The 18,700-nt window shown below is 71.8% G+C and carries 13 protein-coding genes; 2 read left to right on the forward strand and 11 right to left on the reverse strand.

What is annotated here, in order from left to right:
• Positions 1-8: 8 nt before the first annotated feature.
• On the reverse strand, positions 9-1,535 hold the full coding sequence (gene rfaE1, locus GGD89_RS14495) for a D-glycero-beta-D-manno-heptose-7-phosphate kinase (protein WP_184046529.1): 1,527 nt from the start codon (positions 1,533-1,535) through the stop codon (positions 9-11).
• A 188-nt stretch (positions 1,536-1,723) separates the two neighbouring features.
• Positions 1,724-1,936, reverse strand: a complete 213-nt coding sequence (locus tag GGD89_RS14500) for a hypothetical protein (protein ID WP_184046531.1) — start codon at positions 1,934-1,936, stop codon at positions 1,724-1,726.
• Between the two features lie 285 nt (positions 1,937-2,221).
• On the opposite strand from GGD89_RS14500, the gene GGD89_RS14505 reads away from it, so the two are divergent.
• Both GGD89_RS14505 and dnaA read left to right on the forward strand, forming a co-directional pair.
• Positions 2,222-2,848 (forward strand): DUF2937 family protein, encoded by a 627-nt coding sequence (locus tag GGD89_RS14505; protein WP_184046533.1) that lies wholly within the window; start codon positions 2,222-2,224, stop codon positions 2,846-2,848.
• A 1,451-nt stretch (positions 2,849-4,299) separates the two neighbouring features.
• On the forward strand, positions 4,300-5,778 hold the full coding sequence (gene dnaA, locus GGD89_RS14510; RefSeq protein ID WP_184046535.1) for a chromosomal replication initiator protein DnaA: 1,479 nt from the start codon (positions 4,300-4,302) through the stop codon (positions 5,776-5,778).
• Between the two features lie 84 nt (positions 5,779-5,862).
• Here the strand turns inward: dnaA and folP are convergent, their stop codons facing one another.
• From folP to GGD89_RS14555, 9 genes are all read right to left on the reverse strand, one after another.
• Positions 5,863-6,999: a dihydropteroate synthase gene (gene folP / locus GGD89_RS14515; RefSeq protein WP_246423133.1), complete on the reverse strand. Its 1,137-nt coding sequence runs from the start codon at positions 6,997-6,999 to the stop codon at positions 5,863-5,865.
• Positions 7,000-7,128: 129 nt separating this feature from the next.
• Positions 7,129-9,036, reverse strand: coding sequence for an ATP-dependent zinc metalloprotease FtsH (ftsH, locus tag GGD89_RS14520; RefSeq protein ID WP_281396725.1), 1,908 nt, complete (start codon positions 9,034-9,036; stop codon positions 7,129-7,131).
• Positions 9,037-9,169: 133 nt separating this feature from the next.
• Positions 9,170-10,609, reverse strand: coding sequence for a tRNA lysidine(34) synthetase TilS (gene tilS / locus GGD89_RS14525; RefSeq protein ID WP_184046539.1), 1,440 nt, complete (start codon positions 10,607-10,609; stop codon positions 9,170-9,172).
• Between the two features lie 15 nt (positions 10,610-10,624).
• Entirely contained in the window at positions 10,625-11,530 is a 906-nt protein-coding gene (ybgF, locus tag GGD89_RS14530) for a tol-pal system protein YbgF (RefSeq protein WP_184046541.1), read from the reverse strand.
• 389 nt (positions 11,531-11,919) lie between these two features.
• Complete coding sequence (pal, locus tag GGD89_RS14535) at positions 11,920-12,405, reverse strand: peptidoglycan-associated lipoprotein Pal (protein WP_184046543.1); 486 nt, start codon at positions 12,403-12,405, stop codon at positions 11,920-11,922.
• Between the two features lie 509 nt (positions 12,406-12,914).
• Positions 12,915-14,189: a Tol-Pal system beta propeller repeat protein TolB gene (tolB, locus tag GGD89_RS14540; RefSeq protein ID WP_221238493.1), complete on the reverse strand. Its 1,275-nt coding sequence runs from the start codon at positions 14,187-14,189 to the stop codon at positions 12,915-12,917.
• Positions 14,190-14,556: 367 nt separating this feature from the next.
• Positions 14,557-16,884, reverse strand: coding sequence for a ribonuclease R (gene rnr, locus GGD89_RS14545; RefSeq protein ID WP_184046545.1), 2,328 nt, complete (start codon positions 16,882-16,884; stop codon positions 14,557-14,559).
• Between the two features lie 127 nt (positions 16,885-17,011).
• Positions 17,012-17,791, reverse strand: coding sequence for an ABC transporter ATP-binding protein (locus tag GGD89_RS14550; protein ID WP_184046547.1), 780 nt, complete (start codon positions 17,789-17,791; stop codon positions 17,012-17,014).
• A complete protein-coding gene (locus GGD89_RS14555; protein ID WP_425503044.1) occupies positions 17,788-18,696 on the reverse strand; it encodes an ABC transporter ATP-binding protein in 909 nt (302 codons plus the stop codon). The genes GGD89_RS14550 and GGD89_RS14555 overlap by 4 nt, the downstream gene beginning before the upstream one ends.
• Positions 18,697-18,700 lie beyond the last annotated feature (4 nt).

Genomic DNA, 18,700 nt, shown 5'->3' on the forward strand with positions numbered 1-18,700 from the left:
GCCGCCAGTCAGCGGCGTGCGTCGGTCTCCTCGGCGCCGGCCATGCGCGCCAGGGTGGCGGTGGTGGACTGACCGGCGACCAGATCGGCCAGCACCACCCGGCCGCCATAGCCCCGCACCACGTCCGCGCCCACCACCGTCTCCACGGTGTAGTCCGCCCCCTTGACCAGCACGTCGGGGCGCAGCGCCCCGATCAGGGCCAGCGGCGTGTCCTCGGCGAACAGCACCACCCGGTCCACGTCGGCCAGCGAGGCAAGCACCGTCGCCCGGGCCATCTCGCCCTGGACCGGACGGCGCGGCCCCTTCAGCCGGCGCACCGAGGCATCGGCGTTCAATCCCACCACCAGCCGGTCGCAGGCGGCCCGGGCCTGGGCGATCAGCGACACGTGCCCCGGGTGCAGCAGGTCGAAACAGCCGTTGGTGAAGCCTACCCTGAGGCCGCGCCGGCGCCAGCGCTCCGCCGTCTCCACAAGCGCGTCCAGGCGCACCACCTTGTCCTCGGCGCGGGCCAGGTCCTGATGATGCAGCGCCGAAACCAGGTCGTCGGCGCGCACGGCGGCGGTGCCCACCTTGCCGACCACCACCCCGGCGGCGGCGTTGGCCAGCCGCGCCCCGGCCGACGGCGAGGCCCCCACGGCCAGGGCGGCGGCCAGCGTGGCCACCACCGTGTCGCCGGCCCCGGAGACGTCGAACACCTCGCGGGCCTCGGCGGGCAGATGCTCCGCCCGGGCCCCGTCGGACACCAGGGTCATGCCGTCCTGGCTGCGGGTGGCCAGCACCGCCTCCACGCCACAGCGGGCGATCAGGGCACGGCAGGCGGCCTCCACGCTCGCGTCGTCGTGCGTCGGGTGACCGCCGGTGGCCTCCGACAGTTCCTTGCGGTTGGGCGTCACCACGCCAGCGCCGTCGTAGCGGGCATGGTCCGCGCCCTTGGGATCGACGATCACCGGCCGACCGGCGCCCCGCGCCAGGGCGATCAGGGCGCGGGTGACGGGTTCGGTCAGCACCCCCTTGCCATAGTCCGACAGCACCAGGGCGCCATGATCGGCGATCACGGCCCGCGCCTGAGCGAGCAGCGCCTCGCCGGTGGCCTCGGCCAGGGGCCGGATGCACTCGGAATCGGCGCGCAGCAACTGCTGGCCGCCGGCGACGAAGCGGGTCTTGCGGGTGGTCGGCCGGTCCGATTCGGTCAACAGGCTGGTCTCGACCCCGGGCAGGGCGGCCAGCAGGCCGGCGACGGCCGCGCCGTCGGCATCGTCGCCGATCACCGACAGGAAGCCCACGCGCGCCCCCAGGCCCACCAGATTGCGCGCCACGTTGCCGGCACCGCCGAGCATGGTGGTCTCGCGCGCGACCCGCAGCACGGGAATGGGGGCCTCGGGCGACACCCTGTCCACACTTCCCTGCACGAAGGTATCCAGCATCACGTCGCCCACGCACAACACCCGGGCATCCCCCAGGCGATCCACCAGGTCGACCAGGTCGACGGCACCCGGAGAAGCGGTGGTATGCGGGGGGTCGGCGGCGACGGTCATGGGACGGGGTCCATCCTGGAGCTTCGAGACAGGGCGCGGGACAGGCGGCATCGGCGGGCGGCAACGGCGGGCGGCCCATGGAGACGGGGCGATGGGCGGCTGCTTTAGCACGGCCGGCGCGCGGTGGGCCATTGGTCAAATGGTCCCGGGACGCGCGGCTCGGCAGCAAAGGCCGCGTGGCGAGCGTATCAAAGGCCGCGTGGCGGCAGGGGGCGACCGCTCCACAGGCTGATCAGATGCGCCAGCAGCCCCAGGATCAGCACCAGGCAGACGGCGGCGACGGCGCCCCAGGGAATCCGCCATACCGGCCCGGGCCGCCACGGCCGGCGCACCCGCCAGGCCGCCAGCCCCAGCAGCGGCAGAAGCCCGGCCAGCAGGCCAAGGGTGGTCTCCAGGGGCATGGCGGCGTCGTCCTCTCTCTCGGGTTGGGGGCCGGCGCATCCGCCGCGGCGGACGCGCCGGACCGATGGACCGGGGGCCGTGCCGCGCTCGGGGCTTGCTCGGGGCTTGGGGCCGAACCGCCAGGGTTGTACAACGGGGAAGACCGATGCCGACGTCCCGGGCTGACGATCGGGGCCGACTCGATCATGATGGCCGTCGTCGCCCCCGCGCGACAAGCGTGGGGCGGAGGCCGGCCCCCGCCCTCGACAATCGTCGTCGTGGGCCACGGGCCCGTGCCCAGGACCATGACCGCCACCGCCGCCTGGGCCGTGGCGGTCCGCGCAGCGGAGGGAACGATGCCCATGGGCTGGTTGGGGCGCAAGCTGGACTCGCTGACCGGCGCCACGGTCGGCGCGGCGGGCGCGATCGCCGCGTCTCAGTGGCGCGAGTATCTGCAACAGTACCGCCAGCGTCTGGGCGGGCACCTCGACGAGGCCAGCGGCCAGTTGCGGCACCTGACCGACGTGCACGCGGTGGCCGACACCGCGCAGCGCCCGGTGGTGGCGGAGATGATGGCCGCCAGCGAAGCCCGGACCCAGAGCCTGGCCGAGGCCCTGCGGGCGCTGGCCGAAGCACCCACGGCGTTGCAGCCCTGGGCCTTCGTGCGTCACCTGGACCCGGTGGCGGCGCGGGCCACGCTGGAGGCGTTCCAGCCGGCCCTGCCCCTGGATGCCGCCTCGCTCGCCTGGGCCGGCGTGGGGCTGGTGGCCGCGCTGGTGCTTTACGAGGCGCTCAAGGGGCTGCTGTGGACACCGGTGGCGCTGGCCAGGCGCGCCCGGCGGCCGCGCGCCATCCCCAAGCGCCGAGCCGCCGACCGGGACGACGGCCGCCCCGGCCCTCGGGAACGTCGCGAGCCCCGTCTGGAGTCGTGACCGGCGTGTCGCGGCCGCCGGGGCCGGGACTCGCCGCAGGCCGCCGGATCCGCCCGCGCATCGGGCTCCGCTCTGGTACCAGGGGCGGGGGCATGACAACCCCGGCACGGCGCCACTGTCGTTATGCGCGAAAATGACCCGCGTTACATCATCTTGTCAGAACCGCGACACCGCCGGATCGCGACCGTCACGAGTCAAGATATTGCGGGCCGCGACCGACCATTTACAGCATCTCGCGTCAATCCCTAAAGTTTTGGCCATGTTCCTGTTTCGATCACGTTGCCTCACCTCAGAGGGGTGAGTAGTATTCGGGACGGGTCAGGGGCTGCCGCACAGAAAAACAATGATTGATACCAAAGAAGGATTGAAATCCGAGCAATATGACTTGGCAGGCTGTGCTTTCGCGTCTTAGTTATTTCAGATTAGTGACATCTTTTTCAGTGTATTTTTCATTTTTACTCGTTTGTGACAATTGCATGTCGTGCGCCGTCACGACTCCGGTTCGAGAAGACAGGGGTATCCGGTCACATCGTGACATCGCGCCCCAACACGGCGATGCCGCGACGGTGGCGAGAGTGACTGCGACAGGATAGTCGCCCTCCGGTCGGGCCAGCGGCGTGATGTCTGCGTCGGAAGGCGGACGACGCCTCATCAGGTGTTCCGGTCCCGTGACGCGGGTTTGTCCTTGATGCAGGGTCAGGGCCTGCGACACCCTGTGAGGACAGGGGGAGGACGGCACGGGGGACGGCCGTGACCGGCGGCATCCGGGCCCGGCGGGTCGGGGGCTCGCCAGGCGGCTCCGGCAAGCGGGGAGGAGGCACGCCGGAGGTGTGTGCCTGGATTGGTGCCGGGCGCCGGAACCTTCCGAGGCGTGCGCCGTTATCGGAGAGGCGACCGGGCGCAGGACCAAGCGGCAACACGCGGAGACGACAAGGGGGGCGGTCAGGGACGGACGGGCCAGGATCGGACATCGGTCAGCGAACCGGACACAGGGTCGTCTGATTTTTCACCACAATGACCAGGCAGGATCGGTTCAGCCGGGAGTCGAGCAGAGACCCGGCACCGATAACGATGTTCCATGCGGGGGCCGCGCGGCGCTTGCCCGAACCGTCAAGCGTGGGCCAGCCAGCGCGGATCAGGACGACCGTGGGGTCGTCTTGAGGCCTGCCGACGAAAGACGGGCCGACGAAAGACGGGCCGACGAAAGACGGGCCGACGAAACGAGGGACCGACGAACGAGTGACCGACGAACGAGGGACCGACAAGCGACGGGCCATCCGTCGTCGGGCGGCTGGCACCGCGACGCGGTGCCGCGCCTTGGACCTGGCGAGCCAGGTTCAGGGCCAAGGATGACTGGGACGAGGGGGGTGACCGGACCCGATCGGTTTCAAACACCCGGTTTCACACACCGGGCGGACGCCGTCGGCGGCACCGCGCAAGGCGAGTTTACGATGGACACCAGGGTGGATATGGACGCCGGCGAGCTATGGGCGCGCGTGCAGCGGCAACTGAAAACCGAGTTCGGGACCTCAACCTACAACAGTTGGGTCCGCCCCATGACGCTGGCCCGGGAGAACACCCGGGCGGTGGCGCTGGGCCTGCCCACCGCTTTCATGCGTGACTGGGTCGTCACCCACTACGCCGACCGCATCCGCGATCTGTGGGCCGGCGCCGATCCCATGTCCCGCCGCCTCCAGTTCGTGGTGGTGGCGGACAGCGCCGCGTCCGGCGCCTGCCCCGAGGCGCCCGGGATCACCGGGCGGGATGGGGACGCCGCCGTCGACCCGCCCGACGGCGCGGCGCCCGACGACGCGAACCGCGACGACACGGCGCACGGCCGGGGCGGATCGCGAGCGCGCCCGCCCGCCACGCCGGCGAGCCCCTGGGAGCGCGCCCACCCGACCCTGGCGTCGGCCCCCCTGGATCCGCGCTATACCTTCGAGCGCTTCGTCATCGGCAAGCCCAACCTGTTCGCCCACGCGGCGGCCAAGCGGGTCGCGGAATCCGACCACGTGCCGTTCAACCCGCTGTTCCTGTACGGCGGCGTCGGCCTGGGCAAGACCCACCTGATGCATGCGATCGCCCATCACATCCGCGACGGGAGGCCGGAACGGCGGGTCGCCTATCTGTCGGCGGAGAAGTTCATGTACAGCTTCATCCGCGCGCTCCGCCAGCAGGACACCATCTCCTTCAAGGAGCAGTTCCGCTCGGTGGACGTGTTGATGATCGACGACGTGCAGTTCATCAGCGGCAAGGAATCGACGCAGGAGGAGTTCTTCCACACCTTCAACGCCCTGGTGGACCAGGGCCGGCAGATCGTGCTGTCCGCCGACAAGTCGCCCAACGACCTGGAGGAGATCGGCAACCGCCTGCGCTCGCGCCTGGCCATGGGCCTGGTGGCCGACATCCACCCCACCACCTACGAACTGCGCCTGGGGATCCTGGCGTCCAAGGCCGAGCAACTAGGCGTCGACGTCTCGCCCAAGGTGCTGGAGTTCATCGCCCACAAGATCATCTCCAACGGCCGCGAGGTCGAGGGCGCGTTGACCCGCCTGGTGGCCCATGCCCAGTTGGTGGGCCGGGCCATCACCCTGGACGCCGCGCGCGAGGTGCTGCACGACCTGCTGCGCGCCCACGATCGCCGCGTGACCATCGAGGAAATCCAGAAGAAGGTGGCCGAGCACTACAACATCCGCGTCTCCGACATGTCCTCGGCGCGGCGCAGTCGCTCCGTGGCCCGCCCCCGGCAGGTGGCCATGTACCTGTCCAAGCAACTGACACAGCGCTCGCTGCCGGAGATCGGCCGCAAGTTCGGCGGTCGCGATCACACCACGGTGATGCACGCCGCCCGCAAGGTGGAGGAGCTGTGCCGCACCGATTCCGGCTTCGCGGAGGACGTGGACCTGCTGCGCCGCATGCTGGAGAGCTGACGGATCGCGGAACCCGTCGCTCCGACTCGCCGCGCGCCTCCCCGGGTCCGCCCGACGTCCCGCGCGCGGCACGGCCGGGCCGCATCAGGCGCCGGGCGCGGTAGCGGTGGCCGTGGCCACCCGAAGGGCCTGAACCGTCTCGGCCACGTCGTGGACACGCAGGATCTGCACACCCTGGTCGACGGCCCCCAGGGCGGCCGCCAGTGACCCGGCCAGCCGCGCCTTGGGGGGCAGGTCCGCGCCAGCCAGATGGGCGATGAAGCTCTTGCGCGACGCCCCCAGCAGCACCGCGCAGCCCAGTCCGTGCAGCGCACCGATGTGGCCCAGCAGGTCCCGGTTGTGGTCGACGGTCTTGCCGAAGCCGATGCCCGGGTCCACGCACAGGTGCTCCGGCGCCAGGCCGGCGGCGCGGCAGGCCGCCACCCGGGCGCCCAGCCAGGCGGTGACGTCGGCGACGGCCCGGTCATACCGGGGATCGGCCTGCATGGTGCGCGGCTCGCCCTGGATATGCATGAGGATCACCGGAACGCGGTGTCGCGCGGCCACCGCCAGGGCGTCCGAATCGCCGGTCAGGGCGGTGACGTCATTGAGGATGGACGCGCCGTGGGCCAGCGCCGCCTCCATCACCGCCGCGCGCCGGCTGTCGATGGACACGCGCGCGCCCCGGTCGGCCAGCGCCCGGACCACCGGCAGCACCCGGCGCATCTCCTCCGCGACGGAGACCGGCTCCGACCCCGGCCGGGTGCTCTCGCCCCCCACGTCCAGGATATCGGCGCCGGCGGCCATCATCGCCAGGCCGGCGGCGACGGCGGTCTCCGTGGTGTCATGGTCGCCGCCGTCGCTGAAGCTGTCCGGCGTGCAGTTGAGAATGCCCATGACCCGGGGCCGGTCCAGGGACAGCCCGGCGAACGGCGGCCGGGGGGCCGACAGCCGCTCCAGGGTCTCGACCACCCGCGCGTCCCAGCCCTCCCCCCTGGCCCGCGCCCAGACGGTCAGGGTGTCCAGGGGAGCGGCCGCCTGCCGCCAGCCGTCGGCCAGGGCGCCGGCCGGGTCACGCCACCAGACGGTGACGGCCGAGAAGGCCAGCGGCCCGCCGGCCAGCGGCCGGGCGCGGCCGGTCCCCAGCGCCACCTCGGCGGCGGCGCCCCTCAAGAGGCCGGTGGGCGCCATCACCAGGGAAGAGGTCGTGTCGCGCGGGTGGCGCCAGTCGTGGTCGGTCATGGCCGCTCCGGAACCCGTGGGAGAGAAGGCCCCCTGTTTACGGCGGCGGGCGCCCAGGAAAAAGGCCCCACCAGGGGGCGGGGCCTTTTTTGGGGTCCGGCCGGATGATCCGGCGCCGGGTACGCGGCGTCAGGCCCCCGGCTGCGGTTCCGGATCCAGGGTCGGCTTGCCGCGCGAGCGGAAGCCGCCGCCGGTGGTCGGCACCGAGGCACGCCGGCCGCGCGACGTCGAGGTGGGCTCGGGCGGATCCTCGCGATCGATGGTCTCGCCCCGCAGCAGGGCGCGGATCTCGTCGCCGCTCAGGGTCTCGTACTCCAGCAGCCCCTGGGCCAGCCGCTCCAGTTCGTCCTGGCGGGTGCTCAGGATGTCCCGGGCCTTGCCATAGGCGGTATCGACGATGCGCCGGATTTCCTCGTCCACCAGGCGCGCGGTCTCGTCGGACAGGTTCTTGTGCCGGGCCACGGAGTGCCCCAGGAACACCTCTTCCTGGTCCTCGGCGTACAGCAGCGGTCCCAGCTTGTTGGACATGCCCCACTCGGTGACCATCTTGCGGGCCATGTTGGTGGCCATCTTGATGTCGCTGGAGGCGCCGGTGGTCACCTTCTCCTCGCCGAAGATCAGTTCCTCGGCCACCCGGCCGCCCATGGCGACGACCAGATCGGCCTCCAGCTTGGCGCGCGACATGCTGATGCGGTCCCCCTCGGGCAAACGCATCACCATGCCCAGCGCGCGCCCGCGCGGGATGATGGTGGCCTTGTGGATGGGATCGGAGTCGACCATGTGCAACGCGCAGATGGCGTGTCCGCCCTCGTGATAGGCGGTCAGCTTCTTTTCATCCTCGGTCATGACCATGGAGCGACGCTCGGCGCCCATCATCACCTTGTCCTTGGCGGCCTCGAACTCGCTCATGCCGACCACCCGCTTGCCCTTGCGGGCGGCCAGCAAGGCGGCCTCGTTGACCAGGTTGGCCAGATCGGCGCCGGAAAACCCGGGGGTGCCCCGCGCGATCACCTTGGCCTCCACGTCGGGACCCAGCGGCGTCTTGCGCATGTGCACCTTGAGAATCTTCTCGCGGCCCAGCACGTCGGGGTTGGGTACCACCACCTGGCGGTCGAAGCGGCCCGGGCGCAGCAGCGCCGGGTCCAGCACGTCCGGCCGGTTGGTGGCGGCGATGAGGATGACGCCCTCGTTGGCCTCGAAGCCGTCCATCTCCACCAGCAACTGGTTGAGGGTCTGCTCGCGCTCGTCGTTGCCGCCCCCCAGGCCGGCGCCCCGATGGCGGCCGACGGCGTCGATCTCGTCGATGAAGATCAGGCAGGGCGCGTTCTTCTTGCCCTGCTCGAACATGTCGCGCACGCGGCTGGCGCCGACGCCCACGAACATCTCCACGAAGTCGGAGCCGGAGATGGTGAAGAACGGCACGTTGGCCTCTCCGGCGATGGCCCGCGCCAGCAAGGTCTTGCCGGTGCCCGGCGGGCCGACCAGCAGCACGCCCTTGGGGATCTTGCCGCCCAGGCGCTGGAAGCGCTGCGGGTCGCGCAGGAACTCGACCACCTCCTCCAGTTCCGACTTGGCCTCGTCGATGCCGGCCACGTCGTCGAAGGTCACCCGGCCGGTGCGCTCGGTCAGCAGCTTGGCGCGCGACTTGCCGAAGCCCATGGCCTTGCCGCCGGTGCCCTGCATCTGCCGCATGAAGAAAATCCACACGGCGATCAGCAGCAGCATGGGGAACCAGGAGATGACCACGCTCCAGAATGTCGGGGTCTCCGAGTCGGACGGCAGGGCGGAGATGCGCACCCCGTTCTCGCGCAGGATCGGCACCACGTTGGAGTCCGGTGGCGCGAAGGTGGTGAACGGGCGGCCGTCCACGAAGTGGCCGGTGATGTTCTCGCCCTTGATGGTGACGTCCTGGACCTCCTTGCCTTCCACCCGCTCGACGAACTCGGAGTAGGCGACGGAGGTCTCGGCACCCTGTGGCGCCGCCCCCTGGAAGACGTTGAACAACGCCACCAGCAGCACGGCGATGATGATCCACATCACAAGATTTCGGCTGAAGTTCAAGGCCTGACCCCTTTTTCCCACATGCGCCCAAACGCGTCCCGCACGAGTCGTGACCGGGCGCGGGCATGGTCCCCTGTCCGCCGGCGGCCGGTGGCGCGCGCCGTGGCTTCTACATGGGGTCGTCCCGCGCCGAGGCAAGGCGCGTCGGGGGCGCCGTCAACGGCAGGCGCGGCGCGAAGCGGACGTGCCAGCAGGGGGCGTCCTCCTCCGTGTCCACGTCGTCGGCCCGCCCTGGCGATGCCAACGAACCAGCATAGCGGACGGAGCCCGGGGCACAAGCATCCGCGAGCACCTCGCCACGATCGGACACGACCACGGGAAGCCCGGCCCGCGCGGCCGACGGCAGGACGTCCGGACCGGGAACCGTCAGGCCGGCCGCGCGACGGGCGGCGGCGACGGCGGACCAGCCCACGGTGGCCAGCGGCACCACCCGGATGTCCGGCGCCGGCCGCGCGCCTCCGTCCAGGATGACGAAGCGCCCGTCCCACAGGGCTTCCGTGGCCCGAAGCGGCTGCGGCGGCGGCCAGTGGCGGGCCTCGCGCACCACCAACCAGCCCCGCCCGCGCGGATCGGGCAGCACCCGACAGCGTCCCAGGGTGAGGCCGGCGCCGCCGGCGTCACCCATCGCGCCCAAGGCCCCCCGCAGGCGCGCCAGGGCACGCGCGAGCGGCGCCTCGCGCGGCGGCCGCGCCGCTCCGCCGACGCAGGCCAGCAGGCGGCCCAGGGCGGCCCGGGCCTCGCTGTCGGGTGGCGCCAGCAGGTCCGCCAGATCGACGCGCGCATGGCCCGTGGGCGCCAGCACCAGCGCCCGGGCCAGCCGGGCATTGAGCCGCCGGGTCGCCTCGGCGCGGCGCTCGGCGGCGCGCGCGGCGGCGCGCACCAGGCCGGCGGCGCCCACCCCCGCCTCGGCCAGCGCCGGCGCGACCCGGCGCAGGCGCACCCGCTGGAAAGTCCGGTCCCGATTGCTCGGATCCTCGATCCAGGGATGGCCGCGCGCCCGCAGGGTGGCCCGCGTGACCGCGCCGGGCAGGGTCAGCAGCGGCCGCAGCACGCGCACGGACGGCCGGTAGGTGACCGGCGCCATGGCCGCCAGGCCATCGGGGCCGCTGCCCTGCCCCAGGCGCAGCAGAACCGTTTCCGCCTGATCATCGCGATGATGGGCCAGCAGCAGGTCGAGGACCCCATGGGCGCGGCACCAGCCCTCCAGAAGCGCCAGGCGGGCGGCGCGGGCGGCCGCCTGGACGCCATGCGCGGGCTTCGGCCCGGTCCAGACCAGGGTGTGCTGGGGGATTCCGGCGGACGCCATCCAGGCCGCCACCCGGGCGGTCTCGGCGGCGGCCTCCGGACGCAGGCCATGATCGACGGTCAGGGCCGTGACCGACCCGCCCCGGGCGCGCGCCCAGTCGGCCGCCAGCAGCGCCAGGGCCAGGCTGTCGGCGCCGCCGGAGACGGCCACCGCCAGGCGCGGCGCGGGTTCGAACGGTCCCAGCGGCGCCATCAGGGCGGCGAAGCCGGTCCCGTCCAGAGTCACGCCGCCGGCGGTGTCCATGGGTGGGGCCTCAGGTCAGCACCCGTTGCGGCTCATCTGGTCGTCGACCTGACGTCGCAGCGCGGCGGCCACGTCCGGATAGTCGGCGCGCAGCTTCTGGAAGGCCGCGCAGGCCTCGCGCTTCTTGCCCAGGGCGGACATGGACATGCCCAGCTTGAACAGGTTGTCGGGGGCTTTGCTGCCGCTGGAGTAGTCCTTGAAACCCTTGGCGAAGGCCACGGCGGCATTCTCGTAATCACCACGCGCGTAATGCGTCTCTCCCAGCCAATACTGAGCGTTGCCGGCCAGGGAATGACTAGGGTTTACCTGGATGAACGCGGCGAAAGCCTGCTCGGCCCGGCCGTAGTCACCCTGGCGGAGCAGCAGGAACGCATGGCTATACTGCTCCTCGGGTGAGCCGGATGGCAGCACCACGCTGGTCGTCGGCGCGGCGCCCGACGGCGGGCGGGCCAGGCCACCGCCCAGGCCATCCTCCGCCTGGGGCGTCGGCAGATAGCCGAGAACACCGGCGCCCGGCGCCAGCGCCGGCGCGGCGGGCGGCGCGGTCGGGGCGGGCGCGGCGGCGGATCCGGGGGTGGGGGTGGGGGTGGCCGAGGCGTCGCCACCCGTGCCTTCCAGTTCCCGCAGGCGCAGGTCCATGTCGCGGCTGAGCAGGTCCAGGCGCTGTTCCAGTTGGCGCGTGCGGAACTCCGATTGCTCCAGTTGACCGGTCAGGCCGCGCACCATCTCTTCCATCTGGGTGATGCGCACCTGAAGGTCGGCGACCAACGGCCGCAGGTCCTGCTGGGCCAGGGCGGCGCGCGGCGGCAGCATCGCCGCGCCCAGACCGAGCGCAAGGGTCAAACCCAGGACCGGCAGCCGCCGCGATCCGGCGCCGGCGCGGCCGGGCAAGCCCGAGAGGATGTGCGTGATCGCGTGCATGGCGGCCTGCCTCCTGTCCTGATCGGCCCCCGCCCCGGCGGCACGGCCGACCGCTGTTTCAAGGGTCCGATATCCCGGGTTCTGGGCGTCATCATGGCGACGACGCGAAAAAAGGTGCCTTCGGGGACGAAGGCACCCTTTCCTCTGGACCGTCCGGGCACATCACCGGGAAGATGAGGCGACTCGCCGTCCTCGTCCGGATCGAGGGCACGCGGACACCGCGCCGTTCGCATCTCCCGTCGACGGTCCTCGGCACGTGGAATGGCTACGGACGCCACCGGTCATGGTCAATGACCCTTGGCGTCAGTCGCCACGCACCCCTTCAAGTCTAGCGCACTGATCCAGACAAAAGATGCAGTCCGCATTCTTTTGTCTGGATCGAAAGCGCACTAGCGCAGGACGGTCATACCACGCCGATTGCGGGACCAGCAGCTCTCGCTGGGCTGGGAGCAGGTCGGACGCTCCTTGCCGTAGGACACGGAGCTGACGCGGGTCCCCGGGACACCCAGCGACTCCAGATAGGTCTCGACGGCGTTGGCGCGGCGCGCGCCCAGGGCGAGGTTGTACTCACGAGTCCCGCGCTCGTCCGCGTGACCTTCGATGGTCACCGAGTAGCGCGGATACTGCTGGAGCCACGCCGCCTGACGCCGCAGGGTCTGCTGCGCCTGCGAGTCCAGGGAGTACGAGTCGAACGCGAACAGGACGCGGTCGCCGACTTCCTGCATGAACTCCTGCTGGCTGCCCGCCGCAGGACCGGACGGCGCCGCCACCGGCGCGGCACCACCACCGGTCTGGCCGGAGCCGGTCTCTGGGGTCGTGGAGCAGGCGGCCAGGAACGCCAGCGCGGCCACGGCCGAAACGACTTTGAACTTCATCGGGAACTTCTCCAAGGCCGAAGGATTACCGCCCACGGGATCCCGCGCGGCAGGCAAAAGACACACGGTCGCGGATGACGACCGCATGTTTGGACTCGGGCACGGCCAACCTCATGATGGCGTCGGCGCCTGACGCACGAACCCCGCGCGCCATGCGTGACCGCCCCCCCCAACCCTGGACCATCACCCAGGACTTCGCCCACGACATCACGGGGGTAACCGTTCCCTCCCCAAGACGAGCGCGCGTTTCTAACCGAAAAGAAGACGTCGGACAATAGCCGGATTGAATTTAGGGCACGCGCGCCCATGGGGACGATGCCCCACGCGCCCCGGTCCGGACCGGAGGACCGGTCCTCTCGACCGCGAGCATGGCGGGACGGAAGGGATGAGGCGGGGCCGGGGTGGACACGTGCCCGCGCCGCCCACCCCCGAGACCGGGGCGGGGCGGGGGGCGGAGCGGCCTGGGGTCACACGGCCATCGACCCCACGCCACACCGTGACGGTCAAGCTTACGGCAGCAGCGGCGACCACGCCGGATCGGAGGCCTCCGTGGGAGTCGGGACCGGACGCTCGTTGGAGCCGGTCAGGTCGACGCTGTACAGGCGCGAGCCCCCGCCCGGCTGCTGCCGGAAGTACATGATGACGCGGCCGTTGGGCGCCCAGGTGGGACCCTCGACCAGGTAGCCCTGGGACAGGATGCGCTCCCCCGAGCCGTCGGGCTTCATGACGCCGATGTAGAAGCGCCCGCCCTTCATCTTGGTGAAGGCGATGAGATCGCCGCGCGGCGACCACACCGGGGTGGCATAGCGGCCGTCCCCGAAGCTGATACGCTCCGCGCCGCCCCCGCCGGTGCTCATGACGTAGATCTGCTGGCTGCCGCCCCGGTCGCTGTTGAAGGTGATGCGCGAGCCGTCGGGCGAGAACGACGGCGAGGTGTCGATCCCGGGGTTGCGGGTCAACTGCCGCGACTGGCGGGTGCGCAGGTCCATCACGTAGATGTCGGAGTTGCCCCCCTGGGCCATGCTCATGACCACGCGGTTGCCGTCGGGCGAGAAGCGCGGCGCGAAGGTCATGCCCGGGAAGTCACCCAGAAGCTCCCGGCGACCACTGTCGATGTTGAACAGATAGACCCGGGGCACGCCCTGGTAATAGGACATGTAGGTGATTTCCTGCGCCGTCGGCGAGAAGCGCGGCGTCAGAACCAGCGACTGGCCATCCGTCAGGGTGCGGTTGTTGGCGCCATCCTGGTCCATGATCGCCAGCCGCTTGACGCGGTTGGTGGCCGGTCCGGTCTCGGCGATATAGACGATGCGGGTGTCGAAGTAGCCGTCCTCGCCGGTCAGCGCCTTGTAGATCTCGTCGGCGACCATATGCGCGGCGCGGCGCCAGTTGTCCGGCTCGGTGACGATTTGCGTGCCCACCAGCTGCTGGGCGGCGAACACGTCCCACAGGCGGAAGCCCACCTGGATGCGACCGTCGGGCTGGGTGATCACCTGGCCCTGGACCAGCGCCTGCGCGTTCAGCGTGCGCCAGTTCTCGAACTGGGGCCGCTGTTCCAGGCTGGCCAGCGTCTCGATGAAGGCGGCCGGGTCCAGCGGCCGGAACAACCCGGACCCCCGCAGGTCACTGGTGATGACCGTGGTGATCTCGCGGCCGCGCTGGGCGTCTCCGGCGGTCTCGCTGCCGGCGAAGTCGGGAAGGGCGATGGGCAGCGGATCCTGGCGGCCGCCGGTGATGTCGATCCGCACCTGGGCCATCGCAGGGCCGGCGACCAGCGTCATCATCCAGACGGCCGCCAGCAGCGCCAGACCACGGGCGTGTCCGATCACGGTCGGGGTCGGGGTCGGACCCCGTGGCGACGAACGCCGGGACATCGAGGACGCACGGGCGTCAAGAGCATGGGAGGAGGTCGTCTGCATGGCGAGGCCTCTTCACGGCGGACAGGTCAAGGGGTCGGGGAGCGGGCGGTCTCCGAACGTTCGGAAACGGCCATCCTGGGGCGTTCTTGACGCGCAAATGGGGCATGATTGCGGCGGATCGGGACACATGGTTCGGTTTCGGTTGACCCGTGACCCCGCTCCAGAACGATGCCCCCCGGTCGCGGTTCAGAAGCGGCCGACCCGGCCGGCGGACACACGGCCTCGTCACATCCTATGATCGGCGCTTGTCGCGTCGGCGCGCGCGCTCCTTGCGAGTGGCGGGGCGACTGGCAGGGCGGGCGGCGGGACGGCGCCCATCGCGGCGATCCGTCTCTGGGCCGTCGGGCGCGGCCCCTGCCGGACCATCGGCGACCGCCAGGATCATCCCGCCGGAGACCGTGTCCACCTCCTCCAGGCGCACCACCAGCGGCTCGCCCAGACGATAGGTCTTGCCATGGGTGCGGCCCTGCAAGGTGTGCCCCGCCGCGTCGTGCCAGTAGAAATCGGCCGGGGGTAACGTGCTGATGGGAATCAGGCCATCGGCGCCGCTGTCGTCCAGGGCGACGAACAGGCCGGCCCGCGTGACCCCGGTGACCCGGGCGGTGAAGGTGGCCCCCACGCGGCCGGCCATCCACGACACGGTGAAGCGGTTGACGGCATCGCGTTCGGCCATGGCGGCGCGGCGCTCGGTCTCCGAGATGTGGCCGCCGATGCGGGCGAACTGGTCGTCCTGGTCCGGCGGCAAGGCCCCCTCCCCCAGCGACAGGCCGCGAATCAGGGCCCGGTGCACCATCAGGTCGGCATAACGGCGGATGGGCGAGGTGAAATGCGCGTAGCGCCGAAGCCCCAGCCCGAAGTGGCCGATGTTGTCGGGGGTGTACTCGGCCTGGGCCTGGGAGCGGAGCACCACCTCGTTGACCATGTGCTCGTGCTCGGTGTCGCGGGCCTTGGCCAGGATCTGATTGAAGTGGTGCGGGCGCAGCACCTGACCCCGGGACAGGGCGATCTCCAGGGTTTTCAGGAAATCCCTTAGCGCGGTCAGCTTTTCCTGCGAGGGCTCGTCATGGACGCGGTACAGGCAGGGTTGCCCCAGGCGCTCCAACTCCTCGGCCGCGCAGACGTTGGCGGCCACCATGAACTCCTCGATCAGGCGGTGGCTGTCGTAGCGCGCGCGCGGCTCCACGCGCGCGACCTGACCGTCATCGCCCACCACCACGCGGCGCTCGGGCAGGTCCAGGTCCAGGCTGCCGCGCCGCTGGCGGGCGGCGAACAGGGCGCCGAAGGCCCCATAGAGCGGCTTCAACAGGGGCTCGACCAATGGACCGGTGGTCTCATCGGGGGTGCCGTCGACGGCGGTCTGCACCTGGGCGTAGGTCAGCCGCGCGGCCGAGCGCATCAGCCCCCGCAGCACCCGATGGCGGCGCTTGGCGCCGTCCTTGTCGATCCACATCTCGATGGCCAGGCAGCCGCGATCCTCCCCCGGGCGCAGCGAGCACCAGCCGTTGGACAGCGCCTCGGGCAGCATGGGCACCACCCGGTCGGGGAAGTAGACCGAGTTGCCGCGCCGCAAGGCCTCCTCGTCCAGCGGGTCACCCGGCCGCACGTACCAGGCCACGTCGGCGATGGCCACCAGCAGGTGCCAGCCGCCCGGGTTGGCGGGGTCGGGGTCGGGCTCCGCCCAGACCGCGTCGTCGAAGTCGCGGGCGTCCTCGCCGTCGATGGTCACCAGGGGAACGGACCGGATGTCCTCGCGCCCGCCCTCCAGGGCCACCGGGCCGGCGGCCCTGGCCCGGTCCTCCGCTTCCGGCGGCCAGTCGGTGGGAATGCCGTGGGTGTGGATGCAGATCAGCGAGACGGCGCGCGGGTTGGTCATGTCGCCCAGGCGCTCAAGCACGCGGGCCTGCCGCAGCCCGTGGGTGCGGCCGGGCACGCCTTCGGCCTCCACCAGGTCGCCGACGACCGCGCCGCCCTCGCTTCCCGGCCGAATCAGGTATTCGTTGCGGTCGCGCTTGCTGGTCGGGCGCAGGCGCAGGCCATCCGGCCCCTCGGCGAGCACCCCCAGCAGGCGGGGCGGCGCCGAGGCCAGTCGCGTGATGGGCCGGGCGGTATAGGCGGTGGCGCCGTCGCCGTCGCGCGTGATCCGCGCCAGCACCCGGTCGCCCACCCCCAGCGCCGGGCCGTCGCGGCCCTTGCTCGTGCGTTTCTGGGGCAGCACCAGCACGCGGGGCGGCGGCCCCAGCTCGGCCTCGTCCCAGGCATCCGGGCGCGCCAGCAGGTCCCCGTCCGCGTCGGTGGCGTGGATGGTGAGCACCGTCACCTCCGGCAGCGTCCCCGGGGGCGCGAAGCGCCGCTTGCGGCCCCGTTGCAGCAGGCCGTCGTCTTCCAGGTCCCTCAGAAGCTGACGCAGCAGCGGCCGTTGCTCGGCACTGAGCTGGAAGGCGCGCGCCAGGTCCCGCTTGCCCACGTGCTCCGGGGTGTCGCGAATGTAGTCCAGCACCTGCTGGCGCGTGGGGAAGGGCGCGTCCCCAGGGGACCGCTTGGGCGGCGGGCGATGCGACACGGCGAGGCGGGTCCGATGCGGAAGGGAACGGGCGCGGTCGGTCACCGGACGCCCTCGTCCCGAGGATGCGGCGCGGACCCCGCGCGGTCAAGCGGCGCGGGACCGGCGTTCCGGCACCCGCCGCCGCTCACGGCTCGGCCAGCAGCGCCTCGGCGGTGGCCGGATCGTAGCCCTGGGCGGCCCGCAGAAGCTGGCGGGTGTAGGGGTGGGCGGGCTCGCCCCGGGCGAGGCGGTCCACGGGCATCTCCTCCACCACCTGGCCGTGGCGCATCACCGCCAGCCGGTCGGCCATGTGCCCGACCACGGTCAGGTCATGGCTGACCAGGATCATGGTCAGGTCGCGTTCGCTCCTGAGCCGCCGCAGCAGGTTGAGGATCTCCGCCTGCACCGAGACGTCGAGGGCGCTGGTGGGTTCGTCCAGCAGCAGCACGGCGGGCTCCAGGATCAGTGCCCGGGCGATCGCCACCCGCTGGCGCTGACCGCCCGAGAGCTGATGCGGATACCGAAAGCGGAACGAGCGGTCCAGCCCCACGTCGTCCAGCGCCCGCAGCACCCGCGCGTCCCGGTCCGCCGCGCGGCGATGGATGCGCAGGGGCTCGGACAGGGCGCGGTCCACCGTATGGCGCGGATGCAGGCTGCCGTAGGGGTCCTGGAACACCATCTGCACCCGCGCGTGAAACGCCCGGGTGCGGCGCCGTCCCAGGGGCTCGCCGGCGATGGCCAGCGTCCCGGACCAGTCCCGGGTCAGGCCCGCCAGCACCCGGAGCACCGTGGACTTGCCCGAGCCGCTCTCGCCCACCAGGCCGAAGACCTCCCCGGACGCGACGTCCAGCGAGACGCCACGCAGGGCCGGCACCAGACGGTTCCCGGCGCGGAACGTGACGGTCAGGTCGCGCACCGTGATCATGGTCCACCACCCTCCGACAGCCAGGCCGGATCCCGGTCCAGGACCGGCAGGTCGCCGCGAGGCCCGTCCACCGAGGGCAAGGCCGCCATCAGTCCCCGGGTGTAGGGATGGCGGGCCTTGGCCAGATCGGCGGCGGCCACGGTTTCCATCACCCGGCCGGCGTACAGCACCGCCACCCGATCGCAGAACCCGGCCACCAGGGGCAGGTCGTGGGAAATCAGCAGCAGCCCCATGGTCCGCGCCCGCACCAACTCGTCGAGGATGGCCAGCACCTGAAGGCGCACGGTGACATCAAGGGCGCTGGTGGGTTCGTCGGCGATCAGCAGGTCCGGCCCGAGGGCGATCATCATGGCGATCATCACCCGCTGGCCCATGCCGCCGGACAACTCGTGCGGCCACGCCTCCAGCACCCGGTCCACGTCATGCAGGCGCACGGCGGCCAGCGCCTCGCGGGCGCGCGCCCGGGCGGCGCGGCGGGATAGCTCGGGCTCGGCGGCGCGGATGGCCTCGACCACCTGGGCGCCGACGCGCATCACCGGGTTCAGGCTGTAGCGCGGGTCCTGGAGGATCATGGCCATGCGGCGGCCGCGCAGGCGGCGGTGCTCCCGCTCCGACAGCCCGAGAAGGTCCTGGCCGTCGAAGGTCAGGCGCGCCGCCGACACCCGCGCCGGCGGACGCAGCAGGCCCAGCACCGACCGTCCGGTCTGGGTCTTGCCCGAGCCCGACTCTCCCACCAGCCCCACGCGCTCGCCCCGGCGCACGGTCAGGGAGACATCGCGCACGGCCCGGACCACCCCGGTCTCGGTCGGGAAATCCACGCGCAGGCGGTCGATCTCCAGCAGGGGAGGCGCGGACGAGGACGAGGACGGGGAAGAGGATGAGGATGGCGATGGGGGCATGGTCATGGGC

Origin of the sequence: Roseospira visakhapatnamensis, assembly GCF_014197915.1 — a bacterium.
GTDB lineage: Bacteria > Pseudomonadota > Alphaproteobacteria > Rhodospirillales > Rhodospirillaceae > Rhodospira > Rhodospira visakhapatnamensis.

Bases quoted from the DNA above. Each gene is read 5' to 3' on its own strand.
- ftsH (WP_281396725.1), bottom strand. From the start codon at position 9,036: ATGTGGATCATCATCGCCGTGCTGCTGGTGGCGTTGTTCAACGTCTTC.
- tilS (WP_184046539.1), bottom strand. From the start codon at position 10,609: ATGGACACCGCCGGCGGCGTGACTCTGGACGGGACCGGCTTCGCCGCC.
- rfaE1 (WP_184046529.1), bottom strand. From the start codon at position 1,535: ATGACCGTCGCCGCCGACCCCCCGCATACCACCGCTTCTCCGGGTGCC.
- dnaA (WP_184046535.1), top strand. From the start codon at position 4,300: ATGGACACCAGGGTGGATATGGACGCCGGCGAGCTATGGGCGCGCGTG.
- pal (WP_184046543.1), bottom strand. From the start codon at position 12,405: ATGAAGTTCAAAGTCGTTTCGGCCGTGGCCGCGCTGGCGTTCCTGGCC.
- GGD89_RS14550 (WP_184046547.1), bottom strand. From the start codon at position 17,791: ATGATCACGGTGCGCGACCTGACCGTCACGTTCCGCGCCGGGAACCGT.
- GGD89_RS14500 (WP_184046531.1), bottom strand. From the start codon at position 1,936: ATGCCCCTGGAGACCACCCTTGGCCTGCTGGCCGGGCTTCTGCCGCTG.
- ybgF (WP_184046541.1), bottom strand. From the start codon at position 11,530: ATGCACGCGATCACGCACATCCTCTCGGGCTTGCCCGGCCGCGCCGGC.
- tolB (WP_221238493.1), bottom strand. From the start codon at position 14,189: ATGATGACGCTGGTCGCCGGCCCTGCGATGGCCCAGGTGCGGATCGAC.
- folP (WP_246423133.1), bottom strand. From the start codon at position 6,999: ATGACCGACCACGACTGGCGCCACCCGCGCGACACGACCTCTTCCCTG.
- GGD89_RS14555 (WP_425503044.1), bottom strand. From the start codon at position 18,696: ATGACCATGCCCCCATCGCCATCCTCATCCTCTTCCCCGTCCTCGTCC.
- GGD89_RS14505 (WP_184046533.1), top strand. From the start codon at position 2,222: ATGACCGCCACCGCCGCCTGGGCCGTGGCGGTCCGCGCAGCGGAGGGA.